Raw genomic sequence first — 22,717 nt, 5'->3', positions numbered from 1 at the left:
GACCACGCTCTCCTCACCCACGGTAGTCGCGGCCGTGCCCGCCCGGGGCGGGATCGGGTCAGCGGAACTGAAGCCGGTTCACCGCGTCGAAGATCCGGCCGCCGAGGAGTCGGCGGGTGTGCACCATGGTCCAGGCGGCGGCGGTGACCAGGTAGCGGGTGCGCGGTCGGCGGGCGGTCACCGCCCGTTCGATCACCCGGGCCACCGTTTCCGGCGTGGCCGACAGGGCCCTGCTCCGGTACGACTTCGCCATCACCGTGTCGACGGAGGTGACCATCTTCCGGTACGGCCCGGCCGGGTCCGCCCCGGCGCCGAGGGAGGAGCTGGCGACCGCGCCGAAGCCGGTCCGGATCAGCCCCGGCTCGACGATCGTCACATCGACGCCGAACGGCCGGACCTCCTGCCGCAGCGCGTCGGAGATCGCCTCCACCGCGTACTTGCTGGCGTGGTAGTAGCCGCCGCCGGGGAAGACCAGCCGTCCGCCCATCGAGCTGACGTTGACGATCCGACCCCGCCCGGCCCGGCGCATCCCGGGCAGCACGAGCTGGGTGAGCCGGCTCAGTCCGAAGACGTTCGTCTCGAACTGGGCCCGCACCCGGTCCATCGGGGCCTCCTCGATCGGGCCGTACTCGCCGTAGCCGGCGTTGTTGATCAGGACGTCGACCTGGCCGTGCTCGGCCTCGACGGCGGCGACGGCGGCCCGCATGGACGCCTCGTCGGTGACGTCGAGGGGGAGCAGCCGGGCTCCGGCGTCGGCCAGGTCGGCGATGGCCTCGACCTTGCGGGCGGTGGCGTAGACGGTCAGCTCGGGGCGGCGGGCGAGGCGGCGGACGGTGGCCCGGCCGATGCCGGAGGAGGTGCCGGTGATCAGAACGGTGGTCATGACGGGGCTCCAGGGTGGGTGGCGAGGCCCGCGACGACCAGCGCGACACCGTCGCGCAGCCGCCGCCGGGGCAGGTCGGGGTCGGTGAGGTCGGCCTCCAGGCCGCGGGTGAGCGCGACCAGCACGTCGGCGACCGCGCGGGCCCTCGGCCCGGCGGTGTCGGCCAGCGCGCCGGCCACCACGTCGGTCAGGTCCCGGGTGTACGCCTCGGCGAGGTCGCCGGTGAGCCTGGTGCTGGTGTCGAGCAGTTCGGCGGCGTGCGGGCTCTCCCGGTGCAGCCGCAGGGTCAGCTCCAGCTTGGCGGCGAGCACGTCGTGCAGCCGTTGCGCCAGGTCCGCGCCCGGGGACCCGGCGGCCTGCCGCGCGTCGGCGAGGGAGCCGGCGAAGAGCCGCTCGGCGAGCCGTCGGTAGGCGTCGTCCTTGTTGCGGACGTACTGGTAGACCGCGGGACGGGACATGCCGGCGGCCGCCGCGATGTCGTCCATCGTCGTGCGTCGCACACCGTGCCGGGTGAAGCACTCGTATGCGGCGGCGAGGATGGCGTCCAACCGTTCGTTCGACACGGTGACAATATTTACACAGAATGTCAGGGCGTCAAGAGTGTTGGCGGTCACGTCCGGGTCCGGGTAGCCGCGTTCCCGCCCGCGCCCCGGTCACGCCCGGTGCGGGTGGTGCGATGGAGGCCCGGCGCCGGTCAGCGCGGGGTGGGGATCGCCGGGTGGACCCGGACGACCACGGCGGTGGCGTTGTCCTCGCCGCCGGCGGCCAGGCCCGCGCCGGCCTGGCGTACCCGGGTCTGCGCCGCGGCCGCCGCGGCGCGCAGCTCGCGCGGTCCGAGCCTGGGCCAGCTCTCGCGGAGCCGCTGCGCCAGGGTGTCCATCCCGGTCCGGCCGGTGATCCGGCTGCCCTCGCCGGCGTGTCGGCGGCCCCCGGCGCGGTGCGATCTGTCAATCGCGGTTGACACGGCCATGGTGTCAACGTAAGTTGACACCATGAGTCAGGCAACGGAACTCGCGGCGGCCGCCGGCAGCACCGACCCGAAGGTCGGGCTCCGTGCGGTGCTCGCCCTGCGCCGGCTGCTCGAACGGCTGGAGGTGGTCCAGGTGGACAACGCCCGTCGACAGGGCTGGTCCTGGCAGGAGATCGCCGACGCCCTGGAGGTCAGCCGGCAGGCGGTACACAAGAAGCACGCCGGGCGGCCGGCGGTCCGAGGCACCTGGGAGGCGTGATGTTCGAACGGTTCACCGACCGCGCCCGCGACGTCGTCCGGCGCGCCCGCGACGAGGCCCGGGCCGAGGGGCAGCGGCCCGTCGGCACCGAGCACCTGCTGCTCGGCGTCCTCGCCGACGACCAGAACCTGGCCGTGCGCCTCCTCGCCGGCCTCGGCGTGCGCGCCGACGACCTGCGGGCCGCCATCGGACGGCACATGGCGGACGGTGGCGTCGGGCTCGGCGCCGCGGACGCGGCCGCGCTGCGGGAGATCGGCATCGACCTGGCGGCCATCGTGTCCCGGATCGAGGAGTCCTTCGGCCCCGACGCGCTGCGCGAGGCGGTGCCCGCCCCGCGTCGCCGCTGGGGCCGCCGGCGGTACGTCGGTGGCCCGTTCTCACCCCGGTCCAAGAAGGTGCTGGAGCTGGCGCTGCGGGAGGCGATCCGGCTGCGGCACCACCACATCGGCACCGAGCACATCCTGCTCGGCCTGCTCCGCGAGGGGAACGGGCTGGCCGCCCTGGTGCTCACCGAGGCCGGCGTCGACCTCGACGACCTGCGCCGACGGGTGGAGGCGGCCCTGCGGACGGCGGCCTGATGCCGGACGACGCCGAGCGGTTCCACGCCGAGAGCGCCCGGGAGTGGGACGACTGGCTGGCCCGGCACCACGGGCGCTCTGCCGGCGTCTGGCTGGTGACCTGGAAGGCGTCCACCGGCCGACCCCGCCCGGACTACGACGAGGTGGTCAGCGAGGCGTTGCGGTTCGGCTGGGTGGACAGCAAGGTCCGCCGGCTGGACGACGAGCGGACCATGCTCTGGGTCTCGCCTCGCCGCCCGGGCAGCGGCTGGTCCCGGTCCAACAAGGAACGGGTCGACCGGTTGGAAGCGGCCGGCCGGATGGCGCCGGCCGGTGCCCGGGTCGTCGCGCAGGCGCGGGCCAGCGGCGCCTGGAACCGGCTGGACGAGGTGGAGGCGCTGGTCGTCCCCGACGATCTCGCGACCGCTTTCGACCGCCTCCCCGGCGCCCGGACGCACTGGGACGCCTTCCCCCGGTCGACCCGCCGCGCGACGCTGGAATGGATAACCCAGGCGAAACGGGCAGACACCCGGCGGCGCCGGGTGACCGAGACGGCCGAGCGCGCCGCGCGGGGCGAGCGGCCGCGGTGACCGATTCTGAAACCTTTGCGCCGTGCGGGCATCATCACCGCCCGCCGACTCGCCGCTCGACCGGAGTTGCTGCACACTGGCGCCGTGGACAGCGGACAGGACAAGCCGACGGCACGTGCCGGCGGGCTACGCGCGGCCGTGGTGGTCAACCCGGTCAAGGTGGCCGATCTGGATGAGTTTCGCCGGACCGTGGACGGCGCCCTCACCGTGGCCGGCTGGCCGGCGCCGACGTGGTACGAGACCACGGTCGATGACCCGGGCCGGGGCCAGACCGAGCAGGCCGTGAAGGCCGGCGCCGAGGTGGTCTTCGCCTGCGGCGGCGACGGCACGGTGATGGCCTGCGTCACCGCGCTGGCCGGCACCGACGTGGCGCTCGCCGTGCTGCCCCAGGGCACCGGCAACCTGCTCGCCGCCAACCTGGGCCTTTCCGGAGACCTGGCCGCCGGCCTGGAGGTCGCCGTGGAGCGCGGGCGGCGCCGGCTGGACGTCGGCGTCGTCGACGACCAGTGCTTCGCGGTGATGGCCGGAATGGGCTTCGACGCCCAGATGCTCGACTCCACCTCCGAGACCACCAAGGCGCGGATCGGCTGGCCGGCGTACGTCATGGGGGCCGCGAAGCACCTGCGGGAACGGCCGATGCAGGTCTCCATCCGCATCGACGACCAGCCCCCGCTGCGCCGCCGGGCCCGTTCCGTGCTCGTCGCCAACGTCGGCCGCCTCCAGGGCGGCGTACGGCTGCTGACCGACGCCGAGCCGGACGACGGCTGGCTCGACGTCGCGGTGCTCACCCCGCGGACGCTGGGGCACTGGCTGGCGATGGGCTGGGCCCTGATGCGCCGGCGCGGCAGCGTGCCCCGGATGGAGGTCCTCAAGGGCCGGAAGGTCGAGATCACCAGCAACCGGGCCCAGCCCCGGCAGCTCGACGGCGACCTGATCGAGCCGGGCCGGGCGCTCAAGGCCGAGATCAAGCCGCAGTCGCTCGTGCTCTGCGTGCCCCGTCCCGCGCAGCACCCCGACCTGTCGGTGGACGCCAAGGCGGCGGCCGAGCGCGGTGAGCGCCTGGTCGAGGAGGCCAGACGTGAGTAGCACCCGGATCGTGCCGGAAACCCGGCTGATGGCCCAGGAGGAGCTGTCGGCCGACGACGCCTGGCACACCCTGCGCCGCCACGGCGGCTGGTGCCTGCTGCGGGACGCCTTCATCCGGTTCCGCTACGGCGACGGGTTCAGCCACTCCCGGGCGTTCGCGCTCCAGCTCTGCCTGGCCGTGGTGCCCTTCCTGATCGCGCTCACCGGCCTGATCACCCACCTGGGCGCCGACAGAGGCGGCCAGGTGGTCGCCGACACCGTGCTCGCGCTCACCCCCGGGCAGAGCGAGTCGGTCGTGCGGGACCTGCTCGGCGACGGCGAGCGCTCCGAACGCGCTGGTGAGCTGGCGCTGACCCTCGGCCTGCTGACCGGCCTCATCGCGCTCACCACGACCATGGCCCAGATCGAGCGGGGCGCCAACCGGATCTACGGCGTCGAGCGGGACCGCCCGGCGCTGGCCAAGTACCTCCGCGCCGCGATCCTCGCGGTGACCGCCGGCGTACCGGCGCTGACCGGCTTCCTGATCCTGGTCGGCGGGCGGGCGATGGGGGAGTCGGTGCAGCGGCACTACGAGTGGGGCGCCTTCGCCAACGCCGCCTGGCACGTGGTCCGCTGGCCGTTGAGCCTGGGGCTCACCGTGGTCGCCGTGGCGGTGCTCTTCCGGCACGCGCCCCGGCGTAACCAGCCCGGCCTGTCCTGGCTCTTCTTCGGCGCCGGTATCGCCACCGCGCTGTGGTGGCTGGCCAGCCTGCTGCTCGCCGGGTACGTCAAGTTCAGCGGCGGTTTCGGGCAGACCTACGGCGCGCTGACCGGAATGATGGCCCTGCTGCTCTGGGCCAACCTCACCGGGATGGCGCTCTTCGGCGGGCTGGCCTTCGCCGCCCAACTCGAGGCGATGCGGATCGGCGTGGCGGAGCCGGCGCGGCCGGACCTGTGGGAGCCCGAGGCCGAACGCGGGGAGCTCCTCGACACCGGCGAGAGATGACCGCGCTCTGACGACCCGCCGGCCGCGGCGTGTACGCGGAGCGCGAATCGGGTACCTCGCGCCTCGCAGAAGAAAAGGGGAGGTGCGGGGTGACCGCGGTCAAGGAGACGACGCGACGGCCGGTGGGCCGTTTCGCGGAGCGGAGCTTTGCGGGGCTGCTGGCCGTCGCCGGCGGCGGCGTCGGGTTCGGCGTGCTGCTGATGCTCGTCCGGTTCAAGTGGGGCCCGCTGTACCACGCCGACCGCGAGGCGGCCGAGTGGTTCAACGGCCTCGTCGCACCACACCACGCGCTGGTGACCGTGCTGACCGCGATCACCGACCTGGGTGGCCGGCCGGTGCTGATCTGGCTGGTCGGCATCCCCGTGCTCGGCCTGCTGATCCGCCGCCAGTCCCGGCTGGCGGTCTACCTGATCATCACCGGGGTCGGCGGGCTGATCCTCGACCCGTCGCTGAAGGCGCTGGTCGGCAGGCTCCGGCCGGTGGTCGACGTGCCGATCACCCACGCCCCGGGCAACAGCTTCCCCAGCGGGCACGCGCTCGGCTCCTTCGTCGCGTACGGGGCGCTGCTGCTGGTCTTCCTGCCGGCCATGTCGCCGCGGTGGCGCAAGCCCGCCATCGCGATCGTGGCGGTGCTGGTGGCGTTGATCGGGCTGACCCGGATCGCGCTGGGCGTGCACTTCGTCTCCGACGTGATCGCCGGCTGGCTGCTCGGCGCGATGTGGCTCGGCGTCACCGCGTACGCCTTCCGGCTGTGGCGTCGCGAGCGGGGCCGGCCGGTGCCGCCGATCACCGAGGGCCTGGAACCGGAGGCGGGCGAGGAGCTCACCCTCGCGCCGGCCGAGGAGCACATGCTGGAGCACCCCCGCTCCTCCACCGCCGAGCTGCTGGTCGGCTGGGTGATCGTGTTCGGCGCCCTCTACGGCTTCGGGATGTTCGTCAGCTACCACGCCAAGAACACCTTCTTCGGCAACCTGGACACGGCGGTGCCGCGCTGGTTCGCCGAGCGGCGCACCGACCAGCTCACCGAGCTGAGCTGGTGGTGGAGCAAGTTCGGCGACACGCACGCGATCCTGCTGGTCTCATTGGTCTTCTGCCCGCTGGTGCTGGCGATCTGGAAGCGCTGGCGGCCGGTGCTCTTCGTGGTGCTGGCGCTGTTCGGCGAGCTGAGCCTCTTCCTCGCCTCCGCCCGGTTGGTGCAGCGGCCGCGGCCGCCGGTGGTGAACCTCGACGGCCACATGCCGACCTCGTCGTTCCCGTCCGGCCACATCGCCGCGACGATCTGCCTGTGGAGCGCGATCGCGATCATCGTGTTCGCCCGTACCGACCGCTGGTGGCGCTGGCTCCTCGTGGCGATGGCCGTGATCATGCCGGTCGGGGTGGCCACGTCCCGGATGTACCGGGGCATGCACCACCCGACCGACTTCATGGGCGCGATTCTGCTCAGCGCGCTCTGGATCGGCCTGCTCTACTGGGTGGTGCGGCCCAACGCCGACGTGCACCAGGGCAACCAGCCGGCCATCGAGTCGGAGCAGGTCGACGAGCTGGACGACGAGCTGGCCGAGGCCGGCCGGGAGGACTGACCGGCGCCGATGCTGCGGGTGATGACCTGGAACATCAGGACCGGCGGCCGGGACCGCGACGGGCTCGACCGGCTGGACCGGATCGTGCGCGTGCTCACCGCGCAGCGGCCCGACGTGCTGGCCCTGCAGGAGCTGCGCGGCTTCGACCGGGACGGGCTGCTGGGCGACGTGGCGGGCCGGGTGGGGATGGTTCCCCACCTGGCCCGTTCCTGGTTCGGGCAGCCGGTCGCGGTGCTGGTCCGCCCGCCACTGCGGGTGCTGTCGGCGGGGCCGGTACGCCGGCCGTTCCACCACGCCGCCGTTCGGGTGGTGGTGGCCACGCAGGCCGGGCCGCTGGCAGTGTTCAGCACCCACCTCGATCCGTACTCCGGGGGCCGGCGGCGGATGGAGGCCGACTGGCTGGCCGTCGCCGTCCGGCGGACCGGCGGCCCGTTGGCGGTGCTCGCCGGCGACCTCAACACCCTGGACCCGACTGTCGACCATGCCGAGCGGCTGGCCGGCCTGCCCGCGCTCTACCGGCGTCGGCATCTGCGCCGCGACGGCCGTACCGTCGACACCCGCGCGGTGTCCCGGCTGCTCGCGGCGGGCCTGGTCGATCTCTGGCCGCGGTTCGGCGGGGCCGAACCGGAGGGGCTGACCGTGCCGACCCGGCACGGCGGCGCCGAGTTCGCCGCGATGCGGCTGGACTATCTGCTAGCCACTTCGGCGGTGGCCGCGCTGACCCGCCAGGTCCGGGTGGTCCGCGACGGGGAGGTTGACCGGGCCTCCGACCACTATCCGGTGGTCGCCGACCTGGCGCTGACCGCCGGCTGAGCGCGGCGGCGGCCGTTGCCCCGACTGGCTACCGTGTCGCCGCGACCGGCACGCCCACCCTCCGACCGTCCGATCCGGGGCGGCGGCCCGATGCCGGGCACGGCGCTCCCGCCGGGGACCCGGCCGGGCCGGCGTCCGCGCGCGGGCCATCGGGGTACGCCGCCGCTCCGGCGGCCGGCGGCGAGCCGGGACGCCACCGTGCGGCCCGGACGGTGGAGCCACGTCAGCCGCGCGGCGGCGTCCGGACGGACGAGCCGCCGCTGGTCGCCGCCGTGTCGCTCTGGTCGTGGTGCTGCCGGTACGCCTGCTGTGGGAGTTGGCCGCCGCCACCGGCCGGGCGCTGGACCGGCACCTGCTCACTCCCGCCGGTCGGTTCCCGTTCCGGTGGCTGCTGCTTCCGCTCGCCTGGGCGGCCCGCACGCTGGTCTGGGGCCCGCTGTGCAGGGCGGCCCGGACCCTGGTCTGGCTGCCGCTGGGGTTGCTCGGCCGGGGTCTGGCCCGGGCGGTGGTACATCTGGTGTGGGGGTCGCGGTCCACGCGGTAGCCCGGGCGCTCGCCGCCGTTATGGCCGCGGTCGGCCGGGCGCTGCTCGCGTCGGCCCGGGCCGCCGGCCGGGTGCTGGCGGACGCAGTGGTCGGTGCCTGGCGGCTCGCCGGCCGGCTGCTCAGCTTCATTACCGGGTGGTGGTGCGCCCGCTGGGCCTGGCCCAGCGCTGGCTCTGCGCCGCTGAACCCGGCCCGGCGGAGGGCCGCTGGTTCAGATCAGCAGATTGAGCAGGACGGTCAGGACGACCGAGGCGAGGACTGAGAAGAGGATCATCAGGAGGCAGCCGAGCCCGCCGCCGAAGGGGCGGATCTCCGTGTTGCCGACGCGCATGGGCTCACCTTCCCGGGGCGGGGTCGTCAACGAGCCACCACTCGCCGCCGGTTGCCGGGGCGAGGGGCGGACCGGGCCGTCCCGGCGTCGGCCTCACAGCTCGCGCAGTCGCGGCAGTAGCTGCTCCTGCGCCCAGTCCAGGAACATCGGCTGGGTCTCGCCGCCCACCTGCACGATGGCCACGTGGGTGAAGCCGGCGTCGACGAACTTCTTGAACGCCTCGACGTGTTTGTCCACGTCCGGGCCGCAGGGGATGCCCTCGGCGACGTCCTCCTCGCGGACGAACTGGGTGGCGGCGGCGAACGAGTCGGGGCCGGGCAGGTCGGCGTTGACCTTCCAGCCCATGCCGAACCAGCGGAACTGGTCGTGCACGAGCTTGCGGCACTCGGCCTCATCGGGGCCGTAGCAGATCGCCACCTGGCCGAAGCGGGGCTGGCCCGCGCCGCCCGCGTCGTCGTACATCTGGATGATGTGCGGGTCGGGCTCGGTGGCGACCAGCCCGTTGCCGTACTCGGCGGCGAGGGTGGCGGACTGCCGGCCGGAGGCGGCAACGGCCATCGGCACCGGGCGGACCGGCCGGTCCCAGAGGTACGCGTCGGGGACGTCGTAGTGGTTGCCGGAGAAGGTGAGTGTCTCGCCGTCGAGCAGCGGCCGGATGATCTGGAGGGCCTCCTCGAACATCTCGTGCCGCTGCTGCACGTGCGGCCAGCCGCCGACCACGTGCTCGTTGAGGTTCTCCCCAGCGCCGAGGCCGAGGGTGAACCGGCCGTCCGAGAGCACGCCGATGGTGCCGGCCTTCTGCGCGACGACGGCTGGGTGGTAGCGGCGGATCGGGCAGGTCACGAAGGACATCAGCTCGGCCCGGTTGGTGGCGTGCGCGACGGCCCCGAGCACCGACCAGGCGTACGGGGAGTGGCCCTGGGAGTCCAGCCACGGGTAGTAGTGGTCGGACATCACGAGCTGGTCGAAGCCGGCCGCCTCGGCGCGTACCGCGTGGTCGACCAGCTGTTTCGGGCCGGCCTGCTCGCACATCAGGGTGTAGCCGACGCTGACCATGGAGGTTCTCCTTCCGGGCGGATCGTCACCGGATACCCCGCGGTGCGGCGGTCAACCCTGGTGTCCGCTTCCGCGCGGGAGGTGTATATCCTGCGGGCCTTCCACGCCGACCAGGGTGGGGCCAGAACACGGTGGGCACGACATGCTCGGGGTCTCGACGGGCTCGTGCTCAGACCATGCGACGTAGCGCGGTCTCCACGGCGTCGATCAGCGGATCACCTTCGGTCCGTGGGTGCCGTGCGAGACCGAGCTCGACGTCCGGCAGGGTGGGCAGGGCGTCCGCGTCGTGGCAGGCCATGACCGGTTCGAGGTTCGCGGGCATGAGCGCCGCGACGCCGAGCCCGGCCCGTACCGCGGCGAGCACACCGACCAGGCTGTTGCTTTCGAACGCCACCCGCCAGCGCCGATCGGCACATTCCAGCGTTTCCAGCACTGACGTACGCCAGGAGCACGGGTTCGAGAACAGCACCACCGGCAGCGGATCGGCAGCCACGTCCACACCCTGGCCGATCGCCCAGACCAGCGGGCGGCGCACCGTCCAGCGCGGCGGCCCGGGAACGTCCGGCACCGCGTCGAGCACGAGTTGGACGCGGCCCGCGTCGTAGGCCTCCCGCATCGCGGCGCTGGAAATGCTGAGCACCTCCAGCGTCGCGCCGGGGTGCAGCCGGGCGAGGTCGGCGAGGGCCTGCGGAAGCTGGGACGCGGCGAGGTCTTCGAGCAACCCGACGACGCAGTGGCCGGTAAGCGCGCGTCCGGTTTCGGTGAGTGCCTGTGCGGAGAGCGAGAGAATGCGTTCGGCGTACGGCAGGAGCTCCTCACCCGCCCGGGTCGGCGAGACGCCAGACGGCGACCGGTAAAGCAGCGGACGGCCGACAACGCCCTCGAGCTTGCGCAACTGCTGGCTGAGCGCGGGCTGGGTATGTCCGAGCGCGGTCGCGGCACGGCTGATGCTGCCCGCCCGCACGGCGGTGACGAACGACCGCAGCAACGCGGTCTCAAGATCTCTGGCCATAAGCATTTATTATGCCAGCTCCAACAAATTAGCTACTTCTTATGATGAGACCGACGATCTAACGTCACGCAGGTGACCAGATACCGACAGGTGCTCGCCGTGCCAGGGATGGCATCGCTGCTGGGCGTTTCGCTGCTTGCCCGGGCCGCGATCACGGCTGACGTGATGGCGCTGACGATGTATGTCGTGCTGGGCCTGGAGCTGAGCTACGCGGCAGCGGGCGGTGTCGCCGCGGCCCTGACCGCCGGAGTGGCGCTGGGCGGGCCGCTGCTCGGCCGCATGATCGACTCGCGGGGCCCGCGCACCGTGCTGCTGGTAACCGTCGTAGTGCAGGTCGTGTTCTGGCTGAGCGTGCCGATCCTGCCGTATGGGTTCCTGCTGGTCGCCAGCTTCGTGGCGGGTCTGCTGATGGTGCCGGCCCAGGCGGTGAGCAGGCAGGCGATCGCCGCGATGACGACAACGGAGCAGCGCCGGGCCGCGTTTGCGCTGGAATCGGTGCAGGGCGAGCTGTCGTACATCGTGGGCCCGGCGGTGGTGATCCTGTGTGCGGCGACGATGTCCCCCGATGTGGTGGCGTGGGGGGTCGGTGTCGCGATCGTGGCCGGCGGAGCCGGAATCGCCTTGCTCAATCCACCGGTGCGTGCCGATGCGGAGGCGGATGCCGGCGCGGCCGGACGGCCCCCGCGCAGGCAGTGGCTGGGCGCCGGAATGATCGCCGCGCTGACGATGGCGTTCGGCACGACGACGCTGCTCAGCGGCGTCGACCTCGCCATCGTCGCCACGCTGCAAGAAGCAGGTCAGGTGTCCTGGGCTGCCGTGGTCGTAGTGGTGTTCGGCGTGTCGTCCGTCGTCGGCGGACTGATCTACGGCGCGCTGACCCGGCCGCTGCCCACCTGGCTGCTGCTCGGCTTGCTCGGGCTTGTGACGATTCCCGCCGGGCTCGCCCACGACTGGCCCTGGTTGTGCGTGGCCGTCGTCGGCAGCGGGCTACTCACCGCGCCGACCCTTGCCACGGTGGCCGACGCGGTGAGCCGGCTGGCGCCGGCCGGCGTGCGGGGTGAGGCGACAGGTCTGCAATCGTCAGCGCAGAGCGCTGGTTTCGCGCTCGGATCCCCGCTCGTCGGCGTGGCGATCGACCTCTCCGTGCCGGCGGGCGGCTTCGCGGCGGCCGGGCTGGCCGGCCTCGCCGCCGCACTGACCGGACACCTACTGTCCCGCCGCTCGCCCGCTCGAACGGCGGTGCTATACCACCCTGGTCCAGTTGATCTCGGATATTGAGCGTGGCGAGGCAGAACCTGGAAAGCGTGACCATGAATGCCTACTACCACTGCGGTCCGGCTAGTGCTCTGACCACAAGCGTTGGCCGGGTTGGTCGGGGTTGGGGAAAGTGTCGTGGGGGTGGTGTTGGCTTCGGTTCGTGCCTCGTCGTCGGGATCCGGCCGTGCCGCGGGTCGTGCATCGCACGGCGCGTGTGGCGTTGCGGGTGACGCCGGGGCAGCGGCGGCGGTGTTTCGGGTTGCTGCGTTCGGCTGGTGATGTGTGGGCGTGTGTGTTGGAGGTGAACGGGTGGCGTCGGCGCCGCCGGGACGCGCCGCTGGTCGGTTATCAGGAGTTGTGCCGGGAGCTGTCCGCGTCGGGGCCGGGCACGTTCGCGGAGCTGGACTCCGTGGGTGCGCGGTCGGTGTTGCGCCGGTTTTCGGATGCGTGGTTCGCGGCGGCGAAGCGCCGCAACGCGGGTGACGTGTTGGTGCGGTTTCCGCGTCGGCGGCGGGGGTTGGTGCCGGTGCGCTGGTATCACGGCGCGTTCACCCTCGACGGCCGCCAGGTCCGGATCCCCACCGCCAGAGGCACTGTGCCGTTGTGGATCCGCTTGGCGCGCGAGGTGCCGTATCCGGTCGAGCAGGTCCGGTCGGTCACGCTGCTGTGTGAGGGTGGCCGGCTGTTCCTGGACGTGACGGCCGAGGTGCCGGTGGCGGTCTACCCGCCGGGTGTGGGACCGGATCCGGGGCGGGTGGCGGGGGTGGATCTGGGGATCATCCACCCCTACGCCGTAGCAGGCCCCGACGGCGAGGGGTTGCTGGTGTCCGGGCGGGCGATCCGCGCCGAACACCGCATGCACCTGGCCGACACCAAGGCCCGCCGCCGTGCCGTGGCCGCTCGGGCGCCGAAACCGGGCCAGAAGGGGTCGCGGCGGTGGCGGCAGTACCGCCGTCGGACACGGCTGGTGGAGGGCCGGCACCGGCGCAGGGTCCGTCAGGCCCAGCACGAAGCCGCCCGCGCGGTCGTCTCCTGGGCGGTGGAGCAGCGGGTCGGTGTCCTGCACGTCGGGGATCCCCGCGGGGTGCTGGACCTTCCTGCGGGGCGGCGGCACAACCTGCGGTTGCGGCAGTGGCAGATCGGCCGGCTGATGCAGGTCCTCGTCGACAAGGCCACCCTGGCCGGTATCACCGTCCGGCTGGTCGACGAACGGGGCACCTCGTCGACCTGCCCCGCCTGCCACCGGCGGGTGCCGAAACCTCGTGGGCGGACCCTGTCGTGCCCGCACTGCGCATTCTCCGGCCACCGTGACCTCGTCGCGGCGGCCAGCATCGCCACCCGTGTTCCGGGCGGCGGATCCATCACCCCGGCAGCGGTTGTGCTGCCCGGGGTGGTCACGCACCGTCGAGCCGGCCGGCATCTCCCCGGTGCCGGCCGGTCCCGGCGTGACCCCCGCCGCCCACCGAGGGTGGCGCGGGGATCAGTTGGCCCGCGGAGGCCCGCCCCACCACCCGGTGGGGAGTCGCTCGCCCAAAAGGCGAGGATCCACAACACCCACCGCAAACCCGGTGAATGTTAGTGGACACCGCACTAACGTCGAGCGGCATGACTGCCATCTCCCGCGTGGTGACTCGCTTCACGGCCGGGCTTGTCCGCGCCTATGACTTCTCGGCCACCCGTGTGGAGTCGGCTGCGGCGCCGGTTGCTGTCTTTCCCATCGTCGAGGCCGTCGAAGTAGAGAGCCACGCGGTGGCGCCGAACCTGCGGCGTGCGGTGTATGCGACGGCCGACGAGGTGGTGTGCGTCGACCGCGAAAGCAAGACGCTGTGGCGGCTCGGCTTCGGACCTGGGGCGGAGGTTCCGTACAACGCTGCAGCGAGCTGTGAGTTTTCTCTGGACGGGACGGTGGTGTGGGTCTACCGGCCCGACGCGATGTCAGGACGCGGCGACGGCTTGGATCGTTGGCTCGCCGTTGACACCGAGACCGGGGGCGTGGTCGCGCACGTCGAGTTGGATTGCGCCGGACACGGTGGGCACCAGTTCGCTCACCCGGACGGCGCGCACATGCTGCTCGACGTTGGCGAGGGGCAGGACGGTTCGCGGGTGTACCGCGGTCGTCTCGACCGGGACGTCATCGACCTGACCGCCTACCCGTGGATCGACCGCAGCCTCGTGAGTCTCGCCCCGGACGGTCATCAATTCATGACCGTTCATCACGACCAGGAGGACATTGCCTTCCACGCGTACCCCAACGGCGAGGTGTTGATCCGGATTCCAGTGGAGTCCTTCGGCTACGACCCCGACGAGGCGTACGTGGAGTGGACCGGCGGCTATCTCGACTCCGAAACCGCCGTCGTGACGATCGCGGGGGAGACCGAGGACGAACAGGAGTGGTACCGGCACCACTTGATCGACGTACGCACGGGACAGGTACACGGGACGCTCGACACCCAGACACGCGACGCGTATGACCTTGAACCACTCGGCGATGGCTCGTGGCTCAGTACCGATCACGACGACCGACTCTGGCGCCATACCCGTTAGCTGGCCCCTGTCAGGGGAGCCGATACGCCCCGTGCCATGGGTTGATCTTGGCCAGAACCGGCTGAAGCACACCGGATGTCTCCAGAGCATCCACACATCGCTGCCGACCGCGCATGGCATGACAACCCGAGTGCGGGCGTCGACTGGACTCGTGTTGACTTTGGCGGTGGATCGTCAACGGCTCAGCAGCATCGCGCACTCGCACCACCCGATCGCGGCCCCGATCTTCGGTGTCAACCTCAACCGGCTCCTGCGCCGGGCGGGCCGCCAACCGGCGGCTCGTGTCCTCGACCTCGGCTGCGGAGAGGGATCCTGGGCGCTGCAGGCCCTCGCTCACTACCCCGACGGGCACGCGGACGGCGTAGACGTCAGCCCGTACGCCCTCGAACGCGCCGCCAGCGCCGCTGCCGAACGCGGCCTCGCCGACCGGCTCACACTGCACGAGCGCGATGCCCGGACGTACGTGCCTGACGGCGATTACGACTTGGTGCTGTGCGTCGGGTCGACACACGCGTTCGGCGGATTCGGCGAGACGCTGGAGCTGGCCGGTCGGCATGTGAACGCCGACGGCATCCTTATGGTCGGTGAGGGATTCTGGCAAGTCCCGCCGACTCCGGAGGCACTCGCAGCGCTCAATGCGAAGCCTGAGGAATTCACCGACCTCGCCGGCTTGGTCGACGCTGCTGAGCAGGCCGGCTGGACGCCGATGTACGCCCATGTCAGCGACGCCGCCGAGTGGGACGACTACGAATGGTCGTGGATCGGCTCGCTCACCGAGTGGGCGCTGGACAATCCCGGCCATCCGGACGCTGCCGAGGCACTCACCGAGGCCCGGGAGCACCGCGATCAGTGGTTGCGCGGGTACCGCAACGTTCTGGGCTTCGTGACGCTGGTGCTGCGCCGTATCTGATCGTCTTGTGGTATCAGTCTCATGTCGCCAACCGCGCGCCACGGAGCGTCACGGCAAGCGGATTCAAGCCGGCATCCTGCGATGGGAGGGGCCTCTGCGGTGGAGCCGAGTCAGAGTCCGCGCCACTCGTTCTGAAGGATCGCGTAGATGGCAAGGTCGCCCCACTCACTCTTGAGCCACGACTCCTCGCGCAGATGTGCCTCCTGCCGCATGCCCAGGCGTTCGCACACTCGTGCCGACGCGAAATTCCGCGGATCGAGTTGAGCCCACACGCGGTGCATGCCGAGGTCGTCGAAGGCCATATGCACGAGCTCACGCGCGGCCTCGGTGGCATAGCCGCGCCCGTGATGCTCCGGGTGGAAGACCCACCCGATCTCGCCCTGCCTGTCGCACATCTTTCCGGCACGGATCCGGACGTCCCCGATCACGCGTCCGTCAAGCTCAACAGCAAGCAGGATGCGGTCACCGTCTTCCACAATCCGGGTGGCTGATGTCCTCGCGGCGATGAACGACTCCACGGTGGTCTCATCGAGGGGAACGTTGGTCAGGTATCGGCATACGTCTTCGCGCCCGCGGTAGGCGAGGACGTCCGCCTCGTCGCCGATGCGCAGCGGTCGCAGCAACAGACGCTTCGTTGGTCGCTGCAAGGACGACGACACTGACTGCTCACCCTCCCGTCGGCAGCTCAGGTAGCCGGTCTCAGCAGAGACCAGCGAGCAGAATCCTGCCTTAGGCCAGCCCAGTGCGTCCCCGGTCGACGCCGAGATCTAGGCTCGGGCCATGGGTGCGGTACTCCGTCAAAGTGGCCTGATACTCGAGGTTCCCGAGGCGGAAGCGGCAGTGGGACGCCACCGTGACGTGCTCGACGCCAACGCCCGGCTAGGGGTCCCGGCCCACGTCACCGTGCTGTTCCCGTTCGTGCCTCCCGCTCAGATCGACCTGGTGGTCGTAGCTGAGCTTCGGCGGATCTTCGCCGGCACCGCGGCGTTCGACTTTCGACTGACCCGCACCGCATGGTTCGGCGACGAGGTTCTGTGGCTCGCGCCGGAGGATCCCCAGCCCTTCCGGATCCTCACAGAGCTCGTGCACACAGCCTTCCCGGATTTCCCGCCGTTCGAGGGGCAGTTTGACGACGTCGTGCCTCACCTGACAGTGGCTCATGGCTGCGACTCGGCGGACATGCAAGCTGCAGAACGAGCCCTCGAACAGCATCTGCCCATCCTGGGACGTGCCCGGAAGATGACGCTCATTGCTCAGGCCGATGACAGCGGCACTTGGATCAGGCAGACCACGTTTCCGTTGGCTGAGCCGGACAGGAGTTGAACGTCTCTGGTCAGGGCAGACACCCGGGTCAGGACGGGGCGCCGAGGGTCGCCAGGCGAGCGGCCCGCATCGTCAGGTAGCGCTGCTCGGGCAGGCTGGTCGTGCCGCCGGCGGCGGCCCGGTAGTGCGTGACCGCCCGCTCCCGGTCGCCGGCCATCTCGTACAGGTGTGCCCGCGCCGCGTCGAGCCGGTGGTGCCCGGCCAACCGGGGGTCGGCGTCCAGCGCGGCGAGGGCGTCCAGCCCGGCGGCCGGGCCGTGCACCATGGCGGTCGCCACCGCCCGGTTGAGCGAGACCACCGGGTTGCCGGAGAGGCGTTCGAGCACCTGGTAGAGGGCGAGGATCTGCGGCCAGTCGGTCGCCGCGGCGGTGGGCGCCTCGTCGTGCAGCGCGGCGATGGCCGCCTGGAGCTGGTACGGCCCGACCGGTCCGCGCGCCATCGCCCGGGTGACCAGCGTGGTCCCCTCGGCGATCGCGGCGGCATCCCACCGGCCGCGGTCCTGGTCGGCCAGCGAGATCAGCTCGCCCGACGGGCCGGTCCGCGCGGCGGCGCGGGCGTCGGTGAGCAGCATCAGGGCGAGCAGCCCGGCCACCTCGCTGTCGTCGGGCAGCAGCGCGTGCATCGCCCGGGTCAGCCGGATCGCCTCCTCGGACAGGTCCACCCGGCGCAGGTCCGCGCCGAGGCTGGCGGTGTGCCCTTCGGTGAAGATCAGGTAGAGCACGTGCAGCACCGTCGCGAGCCGGTCCTGCCGCTCCTCCTCGTCCGGCATCCGGAACGGTAGCCCGGAGGCGCGGATGCGCTGCTTGGCGCGGCTGATGCGCTGCGCCATGGTGGCCTCGGGGACGAGGAAAGCGCGGGCGATCTCGGCGGTGCTGAGCCCGCCCACCGCCCGCAGGGTCAGCGCGATCGCCGACGCCGTCGAGAGCGTCGGGTGACAGCAGAGGAAGAGCAGGACCAGGGTGTCGTCCCGGTCCGTGGCCAGTGCCTCGTCCGCCGGCGGCGCGGTCCGCCGGTCGTCGCCCTCCCGCCGGGCGGCGCGGTCCTCCCGGTCGCGACGGGCCGCCTCGGCGCGGACCAGCTCGATCATGCGCCGGTACGCGACCTGGACGAGCCAGCCGCGCGGATTGTCCGGCAGCCCGTCGACCGGCCACTGCGTCGCCGCGGCGAGCAGCGCCTCCTGCACCGCGTCCTCGGCTGTGGCGAAGTCGCCGAATCGGCGGGAGAGCACGCCGAGGACCTGCGGCGCGAGGTCGCGCAGCAGGTCCTCGGCGATCCGCTCTGGGGCGTCCAGGCGTCACATCTCCTGCGGTGGCGCCGACATGACGGGGTGCACCTCGATCGGCATGTTGAGCGGCCGGCCGCCCGGACCGGGTGCGGTGGAGATGTGCGCGGCGATCTCGACCGCCCGCTCCGGGGTCTCGCAGTCGACGATCCACCAGCCGGCGAGGAACTCCTTGGTCTCCGCGAAGGGGCCCTCGGTCACCACGGGCGCGCCGCCCGCACCGGCCCGGACGATCCGCGCCTGCTGCGGCCCGGCCAGCCCTTCCGCCTGGACCAGTTCCCCGTCCGCGGCGAGCTTGCCGTTGGTCTCGATCATGAAACCGATGTGTGCCTGGATCTCCTCGGGGGTCCAGGTGTCGATCGACGGAAAGTCGGTCCCGGCGGCGCTGAACTGCATCAGCAGCATGTACTTCACGGTGTGCTCCTCACGCCTGTGCACCGATTGTCGGTGCCTTCACCCTCGGGTAGAAGCTGCCGCTCCGGTTCTCGACATCGGTGGGCAAGAAAGTTGGGGAGATTCTCTGTCAACGGTGGTGACCTCCAGCAGGAGGGCCTGCTCGGGGTGCAGGGCGGGCAGCTGGAGGCCGACCGTCCCGAGGGCCGCCCCGCTGAGCGTGACGCTCGGCAGCCAGCCCGGCTCGGTCAGCTGGAGCATGGCCGGCTCGGGCACCCCGGCCGCCGGCCGGACCGCGTACCGCCGGTGCGGGTCCAGCCCGGGGAGGCGCACGGCGCCCGGGACCTGGGCGACCGAGGTGGTCAGCCGGGAGACCGCGTACACCGCCCGGGAGCCGTCGTGGGCGACCACGCCGTGCGCCTGGACGGCCGGGTCCGGGTGGTCGACCCGGACCACCCGGCCGGCGTGCAGGAGCGGGCGGAGCCGCTTGTGCAGCGCGACCCAGGCGGCCAGCTCGGCCCGCTCCGACGCGGAGATGGCGCTGATGTCCCACTCGATGCCGGTGTGGCCGAAGAGTGCGGTGGCCGCCCGAAAGCCCAGGTCGTGCACCCGGTGGGTGGTGTGCGAACGGTCCGGTCCGATGTGGGTGCCGACCAGCTCGGGCGGGAGGAGCAACCCGGTCCAGCGCTGGATGGCCAGCCGTTCCAGCGCGTCGTTGCAGTCGCTGGCCCAGACCCGGTCGGTTCGGCGCAGGATCTCCAGGTCGACGCGGGCCCCGCCGGAGGAGCAGCTCTCGATCTCCAGGCCCGGGTGTCGGGCGCGCAGCTCGTCCAGCAGCCGGTAGACCGCCAGGGTCTGCGCGTGCACCCCGGGTCGGCCACGGTGCCCGGCCTCGGCGAGGTCCCGGTTGTGGTCCCACTTCAGGTACGCGATGCCGTCGTGCGCGGTGAGCACCGCGTCGAGCCGACCGAGCAGATGCTCGTACGCCTCGGAATGGGCCAGGTCGAGCACCTGCTGGTGGCGCCACTCGGGCGGCAGCCGCCCGGGCGCCTGGAGCACCCAGTCCGGGTGGGCGCGGAACAGGTCGGAGTCGGGGTTGACCATCTCCGGTTCGACCCAGAGCCCGAACTGCATCCCGTGCTTGCGGACGTGGTCGATCAGCGGTTGCAGGCCGTCCGGCCAGACGTCGTCGTCGACCCACCAGTCGCCCAGGCCGGCCCGGTCGTGCCGGCGGCCCCGGAACCAGCCGTCGTCGAGGACGAAGCGTTCGACGCCGACCTCGGCGGCCCGGTCGGCGAGGCTGGTCAGCCGGTCCAGGTCGTGGTCGAAGTAGACCGCCTCCCAGACGTTGAGGGTCACCGGCCGCGGCGTACGCGGGTGCTCCGGGCGGGCCCGCAGGTGGGTGTGCAGCACGTCGCTGAGCCCGTCCAGCCCGACGGTCGAGTGGACGGCGTGGAGCAGGGGAGTGGCGTACTCCTGGCCGGGGGCGAGCACGATCTCGCCGGGGGTGAGCAGTTCACCCCCGCCGAGGGTGGACTCGCCGGTGGGGCGGCGCTCGGCGGCGGTGACGTGGTCGCCGCTCCACGCGGTGTGCACCGCCCACACCTCGCCGTGGCCGAAGCCGAAGCCGGCCGTCCCGGCGACCAGCAGCAGCGTCGCGTCGTGCCCGGTCCGACCGTGCCGGCCCTCCCGCACCCACGCGCCCATCGGCCACGGGTGCCGCTGCGGCGCGCGTTCCCGGCACCAGCGGCCGGTCAGGTCGAGCAGTTCGGTGGCGACCGCCGGCACCGGCAGCACCGGGGTCAGCTCCCGCAGCTCGTAGGGCGCGTCGCCGTCGTTGCGCAGCCGGTGCCGGACCGTCAGCAGGCCATACGCGTCCAGCGCGATCTCGATGGTCAGCGACAGGCCCGCGCCCGGGTCCGACGCCCGCACGGTCACCCGCGCCGGGCCGGGCCCGTCGTGGTCACCGTCCTCTGTGGATGCGCCGACCGCGCCGCCGGTGGGGGCGTCGTCGGAGACGTCGAGGTGGTCGAGGCGGAAAGCGGTCGACCAGTCCCGCCCGTTCCGGTGCCCGGCCAGGCCCGGCCGGCCGCTCCAGCCGGCGCTCGCCTCCGGCAGCAGGGACAGCACGGTGGGGGCGTCGAAGCTGCTTGGCACGACCGGCGGGACGGTGGCGTCGACGAGGGCGGGAAGGTCCTCGGCGGGCAGCGGGCCGAGGTCGGCACCCCAGTGCACGACCCGGGGCAGCCCCGGGCCACGGGCGTCGAGCACCAGGCTGGTCCGCGCCCGGCGCAGGTGGATGACGGTCGGAATCGTCATGACACTCATCTTTCCGTGAGGGCACGCGGCGTCCGTCACTTTTGGTGAGGAGACCGGGCGGGCTGGCCGCGGTGAGCGAGATACCTGTCAGGCATAAATATGACTGACAGGTATCTCGCTCCTTCGGACATGCATCGGCGGGCGCCGTCAGCCCTTCGAGGCGCCCAGCGTCAGTCCCCGGACGAACTGCTTCTGCAGCAGGAAGAAGATCACCAGGGTGGGGATCGCCACCAGCACCGAGCCGGCCGAGACCAGGTTGTTGTCGGTGAAGAACTCGCCGCGCAGGTTGTTCAGCGAGCTGGTCACCGGGAACTTGTCCCCGGTGCGCATCAGCACGGTGGCCCAGAAGAACTCGTTGTAGATCCAGGTCACCTCCAGGGTGGCCAGCGCGGCCAGGGCCGGCCGGCAGAGCGGCATGGTGACCTGCCAGTACTGCCGCCAGACGCTGGCCCCGTCGACCATCGCCGCCTCGTACAGCTCGTGCGGCAACGCCTTCATGTAGTTGCTCAGCACGAAGACGCAGAAGCCGCACTGGAAGGCCACGTTGACCAGGATCAGCCCCCAGTAGCTGTCGTAGAGCAGCTCCGAGTCGCTCATGAACTCCGGCAACGGCACCTGGGTGAAGAGCCGGAACAGCGGGATCAGCAGGGCCTGCTGCGGCAGCAGGTTCGCCGCGGTGAAGAGCCCGAGCAGGACGATGTTGAGTTTCCAGCTGAACCGGGCGATCACGAACGCCACGCAGGAGGCGAGGAAGAGCGTGAGCAGCACGGCCGGCACGGTGATGTAGACCGAGTTGAGGAAGTGCTTGCCGAACTCGGCGGTCTTCCACGCGGTCACGTAGTTGTCGAACGTCCAGCCGCCGAGCGAGACGTAGCCGTGGCTGGCGGTGTACTGGTAGGACCGGAGCGAGGTCAGCACCGCCCAGAGGATCGGGAAGAGCCAGCCGACGGCCACCGCCCCGAGGAAGAGGTGCAGCACCACCCGGGCGGGCCGCAACGGCTTGCGGCGTCCGGCCGGCGCGGCGGCCGTGGGCTCACGGGTCAGGGTCGCGGTGCTCATCGCCGGTCCTCCCGCATCACGGTGGTCAGGTAGAGGGTGATGAAGACCAGGGAGATGACCAGCATGATGGTCGCCAACGCCGAGCCGAAGCCGATCCGGCTGGCCTCGCCCACCACGTTCGAGGTGACCAGCGCGGAGATCAGCTCCAGGCCGTTGCGGCCCTTGTTGATCACCCAGACCAGGTCGAACGCCCGCAGCGACTCGATCACCGTCACCACCAGCACGATGATGTTGATCGGTCGCATCACCGGGAAGACCACCCGGAAGAAGGTGCTGGTCTCCGAGGAGCCGTCCACCGCCGCGGCCTCCCGCAGCGACGGGTCGACGCCCTTCAGTCCGGCCAGGTAGAGCAGCATGATGTAGCCGACGTGCCGCCAGCCGGCGGCGAAGAGCACCGCCCAGATGTTGACGTTCGAGTCGCCGTACCAGTCGGTCTGGGTGCCGAGCACGGCGTTGAGCAGGCCCTGGTCGCGGCTGTAGATGAGCTGCCAGACGAAGCCGATCAGCGCCAGCGAGAGCACCACCGGCAGGTAGAGCGCGGTCTGGTAGATCCGGCTGCCGCGCATCTCCTTGTCGAGCAGCACGGCGAGGAACATGCCGAACGGGGTGGCCACCACGAAGAGCGCGGCCAGCCAGAGCAGGTTGTTCTGCACCGCGGGCCCGAACGGCGGGTAGTTGTTTACCACGTCGTCGTAGTTCTTCAGGCCGACCCAGTCGAGCTCGCCGAGCGGGCCGATGCCGTCCCAGTTGGTGCCGGACAGCAGCACGGTGGCCACCGAGGGCAGCCAGACCAGGCCGATCACCAGCAGCAGGGGCACGATCACCATCAGCGTGATGACGACGCGGTCGGTACGGGACAGCAGCCGTAGCCGGCGGCCACGACCACCCTTGGAGGTGGTCGCGGCCGGCGGCGGCGCGGCGCGATCCGCTTGGATCAGGGGCAGGTCGGACATGTGTCCTTCC

Annotated in this window: 24 protein-coding genes; 13 read left to right on the top strand and 11 right to left on the bottom strand. The window is 71.8% G+C overall.

Annotated features, from left to right (window positions below; translation table 11 throughout):
• Positions 1-58: 58 nt before the first annotated feature.
• The 3 genes from SLP03_RS13355 to SLP03_RS13345 form a co-directional block, all read right to left on the bottom strand.
• Complete coding sequence (locus tag SLP03_RS13355) at positions 59-883, bottom strand: oxidoreductase (protein WP_319460891.1); 825 nt, start codon at positions 881-883, stop codon at positions 59-61.
• Positions 880-1,446 (bottom strand): helix-turn-helix domain-containing protein, encoded by a 567-nt coding sequence (locus SLP03_RS13350; RefSeq protein ID WP_319460890.1) that lies wholly within the window; start codon positions 1,444-1,446, stop codon positions 880-882. The genes SLP03_RS13355 and SLP03_RS13350 overlap by 4 nt, the downstream gene beginning before the upstream one ends.
• A gap of 131 nt (positions 1,447-1,577) precedes the next feature.
• Positions 1,578-1,853, bottom strand: coding sequence for a hypothetical protein (locus tag SLP03_RS13345; RefSeq protein WP_319460889.1), 276 nt, complete (start codon positions 1,851-1,853; stop codon positions 1,578-1,580).
• 22 nt (positions 1,854-1,875) lie between these two features.
• On the opposite strand from SLP03_RS13345, the gene SLP03_RS13340 reads away from it, so the two are divergent.
• The 8 genes from SLP03_RS13340 (at position 1,876) to SLP03_RS13305 (ending at position 8,267) form a co-directional block, all read left to right on the top strand.
• Positions 1,876-2,112: an HTH domain-containing protein gene (locus SLP03_RS13340; RefSeq protein WP_319460888.1), complete on the top strand. Its 237-nt coding sequence runs from the start codon at positions 1,876-1,878 to the stop codon at positions 2,110-2,112.
• On the top strand, positions 2,112-2,690 hold the full coding sequence (locus SLP03_RS13335; protein WP_319460887.1) for a Clp protease N-terminal domain-containing protein: 579 nt from the start codon (positions 2,112-2,114) through the stop codon (positions 2,688-2,690). Before SLP03_RS13340 ends, SLP03_RS13335 begins: the two co-directional genes overlap by 1 nt.
• Positions 2,690-3,259, top strand: a complete 570-nt coding sequence (locus tag SLP03_RS13330) for a YdeI/OmpD-associated family protein (protein WP_319460886.1) — start codon at positions 2,690-2,692, stop codon at positions 3,257-3,259. The genes SLP03_RS13335 and SLP03_RS13330 overlap by 1 nt, the downstream gene beginning before the upstream one ends.
• Positions 3,260-3,343: 84 nt before the next feature.
• Positions 3,344-4,345, top strand: coding sequence for a diacylglycerol/lipid kinase family protein (locus SLP03_RS13325; RefSeq protein ID WP_319460885.1), 1,002 nt, complete (start codon positions 3,344-3,346; stop codon positions 4,343-4,345).
• On the top strand, positions 4,338-5,330 hold the full coding sequence (locus tag SLP03_RS13320) for a YihY/virulence factor BrkB family protein (RefSeq protein ID WP_319460884.1): 993 nt from the start codon (positions 4,338-4,340) through the stop codon (positions 5,328-5,330). Before SLP03_RS13325 ends, SLP03_RS13320 begins: the two co-directional genes overlap by 8 nt.
• Before the next feature lie 89 nt (positions 5,331-5,419).
• Positions 5,420-6,910, top strand: coding sequence for a phosphatase PAP2 family protein (locus SLP03_RS13315; RefSeq protein WP_319460883.1), 1,491 nt, complete (start codon positions 5,420-5,422; stop codon positions 6,908-6,910).
• 9 nt (positions 6,911-6,919) lie between these two features.
• Positions 6,920-7,723 (top strand): endonuclease/exonuclease/phosphatase family protein, encoded by an 804-nt coding sequence (locus SLP03_RS13310; RefSeq protein WP_319460882.1) that lies wholly within the window; start codon positions 6,920-6,922, stop codon positions 7,721-7,723.
• 286 nt (positions 7,724-8,009) lie between these two features.
• Positions 8,010-8,267 carry a hypothetical protein gene (locus tag SLP03_RS13305; protein ID WP_319460881.1) on the top strand — a complete coding sequence of 86 codons (258 nt, stop codon included), beginning with the start codon at positions 8,010-8,012 and terminating at the stop codon, positions 8,265-8,267.
• Between the two features lie 425 nt (positions 8,268-8,692).
• On the opposite strand, the gene SLP03_RS13300 is transcribed toward SLP03_RS13305, so the two are convergent.
• Both SLP03_RS13300 and SLP03_RS13295 read right to left on the bottom strand, forming a co-directional pair.
• Positions 8,693-9,655: a TIGR03557 family F420-dependent LLM class oxidoreductase gene (locus SLP03_RS13300; protein WP_319460880.1), complete on the bottom strand. Its 963-nt coding sequence runs from the start codon at positions 9,653-9,655 to the stop codon at positions 8,693-8,695.
• Positions 9,656-9,824: 169 nt separating this feature from the next.
• Positions 9,825-10,643, bottom strand: coding sequence for a LysR family transcriptional regulator (locus SLP03_RS13295; RefSeq protein ID WP_319460879.1), 819 nt, complete (start codon positions 10,641-10,643; stop codon positions 9,825-9,827).
• A 132-nt stretch (positions 10,644-10,775) separates the two neighbouring features.
• Between SLP03_RS13295 and SLP03_RS13290 the strand changes: the two genes are divergently transcribed.
• From SLP03_RS13290 to SLP03_RS13275, 4 genes are all read left to right on the top strand, one after another.
• Positions 10,776-11,945, top strand: a complete 1,170-nt coding sequence (locus SLP03_RS13290) for an MFS transporter (RefSeq protein ID WP_319460878.1) — start codon at positions 10,776-10,778, stop codon at positions 11,943-11,945.
• Between the two features lie 109 nt (positions 11,946-12,054).
• A complete protein-coding gene (locus SLP03_RS13285) occupies positions 12,055-13,503 on the top strand; it encodes a transposase (protein WP_319460877.1) in 1,449 nt (482 codons plus the stop codon).
• Positions 13,504-13,529: 26 nt separating this feature from the next.
• On the top strand, positions 13,530-14,468 hold the full coding sequence (locus SLP03_RS13280) for a hypothetical protein (RefSeq protein WP_319460876.1): 939 nt from the start codon (positions 13,530-13,532) through the stop codon (positions 14,466-14,468).
• 166 nt (positions 14,469-14,634) lie between these two features.
• Positions 14,635-15,378: a class I SAM-dependent methyltransferase gene (locus SLP03_RS13275; protein ID WP_319460875.1), complete on the top strand. Its 744-nt coding sequence runs from the start codon at positions 14,635-14,637 to the stop codon at positions 15,376-15,378.
• Between the two features lie 110 nt (positions 15,379-15,488).
• Here SLP03_RS13275 and SLP03_RS13270 read toward each other — a convergent pair whose 3' ends face one another.
• Entirely contained in the window at positions 15,489-16,001 is a 513-nt protein-coding gene (locus SLP03_RS13270; protein ID WP_319460874.1) for a GNAT family N-acetyltransferase, read from the bottom strand.
• 157 nt (positions 16,002-16,158) lie between these two features.
• On the opposite strand from SLP03_RS13270, the gene SLP03_RS13265 reads away from it, so the two are divergent.
• The gene (locus SLP03_RS13265; protein WP_319460873.1) at positions 16,159-16,701 is read left to right on the top strand and encodes a 2'-5' RNA ligase family protein; all 543 of its coding nucleotides are present in this window, start codon (positions 16,159-16,161) and stop codon (positions 16,699-16,701) included.
• 28 nt (positions 16,702-16,729) lie between these two features.
• Here SLP03_RS13265 and SLP03_RS13260 read toward each other — a convergent pair whose 3' ends face one another.
• The 5 genes from SLP03_RS13260 to SLP03_RS13240 form a co-directional block, all read right to left on the bottom strand.
• Complete coding sequence (locus SLP03_RS13260; RefSeq protein ID WP_319460913.1) at positions 16,730-17,974, bottom strand: RNA polymerase sigma factor; 1,245 nt, start codon at positions 17,972-17,974, stop codon at positions 16,730-16,732.
• A 21-nt stretch (positions 17,975-17,995) separates the two neighbouring features.
• Positions 17,996-18,388: a YciI family protein gene (locus SLP03_RS13255; RefSeq protein ID WP_319460912.1), complete on the bottom strand. Its 393-nt coding sequence runs from the start codon at positions 18,386-18,388 to the stop codon at positions 17,996-17,998.
• A gap of 48 nt (positions 18,389-18,436) precedes the next feature.
• On the bottom strand, positions 18,437-20,695 hold the full coding sequence (locus tag SLP03_RS13250) for an alpha-galactosidase (RefSeq protein WP_319460872.1): 2,259 nt from the start codon (positions 20,693-20,695) through the stop codon (positions 18,437-18,439).
• Positions 20,696-20,842: 147 nt separating this feature from the next.
• Positions 20,843-21,754, bottom strand: coding sequence for a carbohydrate ABC transporter permease (locus SLP03_RS13245; RefSeq protein ID WP_319460871.1), 912 nt, complete (start codon positions 21,752-21,754; stop codon positions 20,843-20,845).
• Positions 21,751-22,707: a sugar ABC transporter permease gene (locus SLP03_RS13240; protein WP_319460870.1), complete on the bottom strand. Its 957-nt coding sequence runs from the start codon at positions 22,705-22,707 to the stop codon at positions 21,751-21,753. The genes SLP03_RS13245 and SLP03_RS13240 overlap by 4 nt, the downstream gene beginning before the upstream one ends.
• Positions 22,708-22,717 lie beyond the last annotated feature (10 nt).

Source organism: Micromonospora sp. RTP1Z1 (assembly GCF_033804685.1).
Classification (GTDB): domain Bacteria; phylum Actinomycetota; class Actinomycetes; order Mycobacteriales; family Micromonosporaceae; genus Micromonospora.
This window is presented reverse-complemented; position numbering and strand designations above follow the sequence as displayed.

Bases quoted from the DNA above. Each gene is read 5' to 3' on its own strand.
- SLP03_RS13355 (WP_319460891.1), bottom strand. From the start codon at position 883: ATGACCACCGTTCTGATCACCGGCACCTCCTCCGGCATCGGCCGGGCC.
- SLP03_RS13345 (WP_319460889.1), bottom strand. From the start codon at position 1,853: ATGGCCGTGTCAACCGCGATTGACAGATCGCACCGCGCCGGGGGCCGC.
- SLP03_RS13340 (WP_319460888.1), top strand. From the start codon at position 1,876: ATGAGTCAGGCAACGGAACTCGCGGCGGCCGCCGGCAGCACCGACCCG.
- SLP03_RS13335 (WP_319460887.1), top strand. From the start codon at position 2,112: ATGTTCGAACGGTTCACCGACCGCGCCCGCGACGTCGTCCGGCGCGCC.
- SLP03_RS13330 (WP_319460886.1), top strand. From the start codon at position 2,690: ATGCCGGACGACGCCGAGCGGTTCCACGCCGAGAGCGCCCGGGAGTGG.
- SLP03_RS13310 (WP_319460882.1), top strand. From the start codon at position 6,920: ATGCTGCGGGTGATGACCTGGAACATCAGGACCGGCGGCCGGGACCGC.
- SLP03_RS13300 (WP_319460880.1), bottom strand. From the start codon at position 9,655: ATGGTCAGCGTCGGCTACACCCTGATGTGCGAGCAGGCCGGCCCGAAA.
- SLP03_RS13290 (WP_319460878.1), top strand. From the start codon at position 10,776: ATGGCATCGCTGCTGGGCGTTTCGCTGCTTGCCCGGGCCGCGATCACG.
- SLP03_RS13280 (WP_319460876.1), top strand. From the start codon at position 13,530: ATGACTGCCATCTCCCGCGTGGTGACTCGCTTCACGGCCGGGCTTGTC.
- SLP03_RS13265 (WP_319460873.1), top strand. From the start codon at position 16,159: ATGGGTGCGGTACTCCGTCAAAGTGGCCTGATACTCGAGGTTCCCGAG.
- SLP03_RS13255 (WP_319460912.1), bottom strand. From the start codon at position 18,388: ATGCTGCTGATGCAGTTCAGCGCCGCCGGGACCGACTTTCCGTCGATC.
- SLP03_RS13250 (WP_319460872.1), bottom strand. From the start codon at position 20,695: ATGACGATTCCGACCGTCATCCACCTGCGCCGGGCGCGGACCAGCCTG.
- SLP03_RS13245 (WP_319460871.1), bottom strand. From the start codon at position 21,754: ATGAGCACCGCGACCCTGACCCGTGAGCCCACGGCCGCCGCGCCGGCC.
- SLP03_RS13240 (WP_319460870.1), bottom strand. From the start codon at position 22,707: ATGTCCGACCTGCCCCTGATCCAAGCGGATCGCGCCGCGCCGCCGCCG.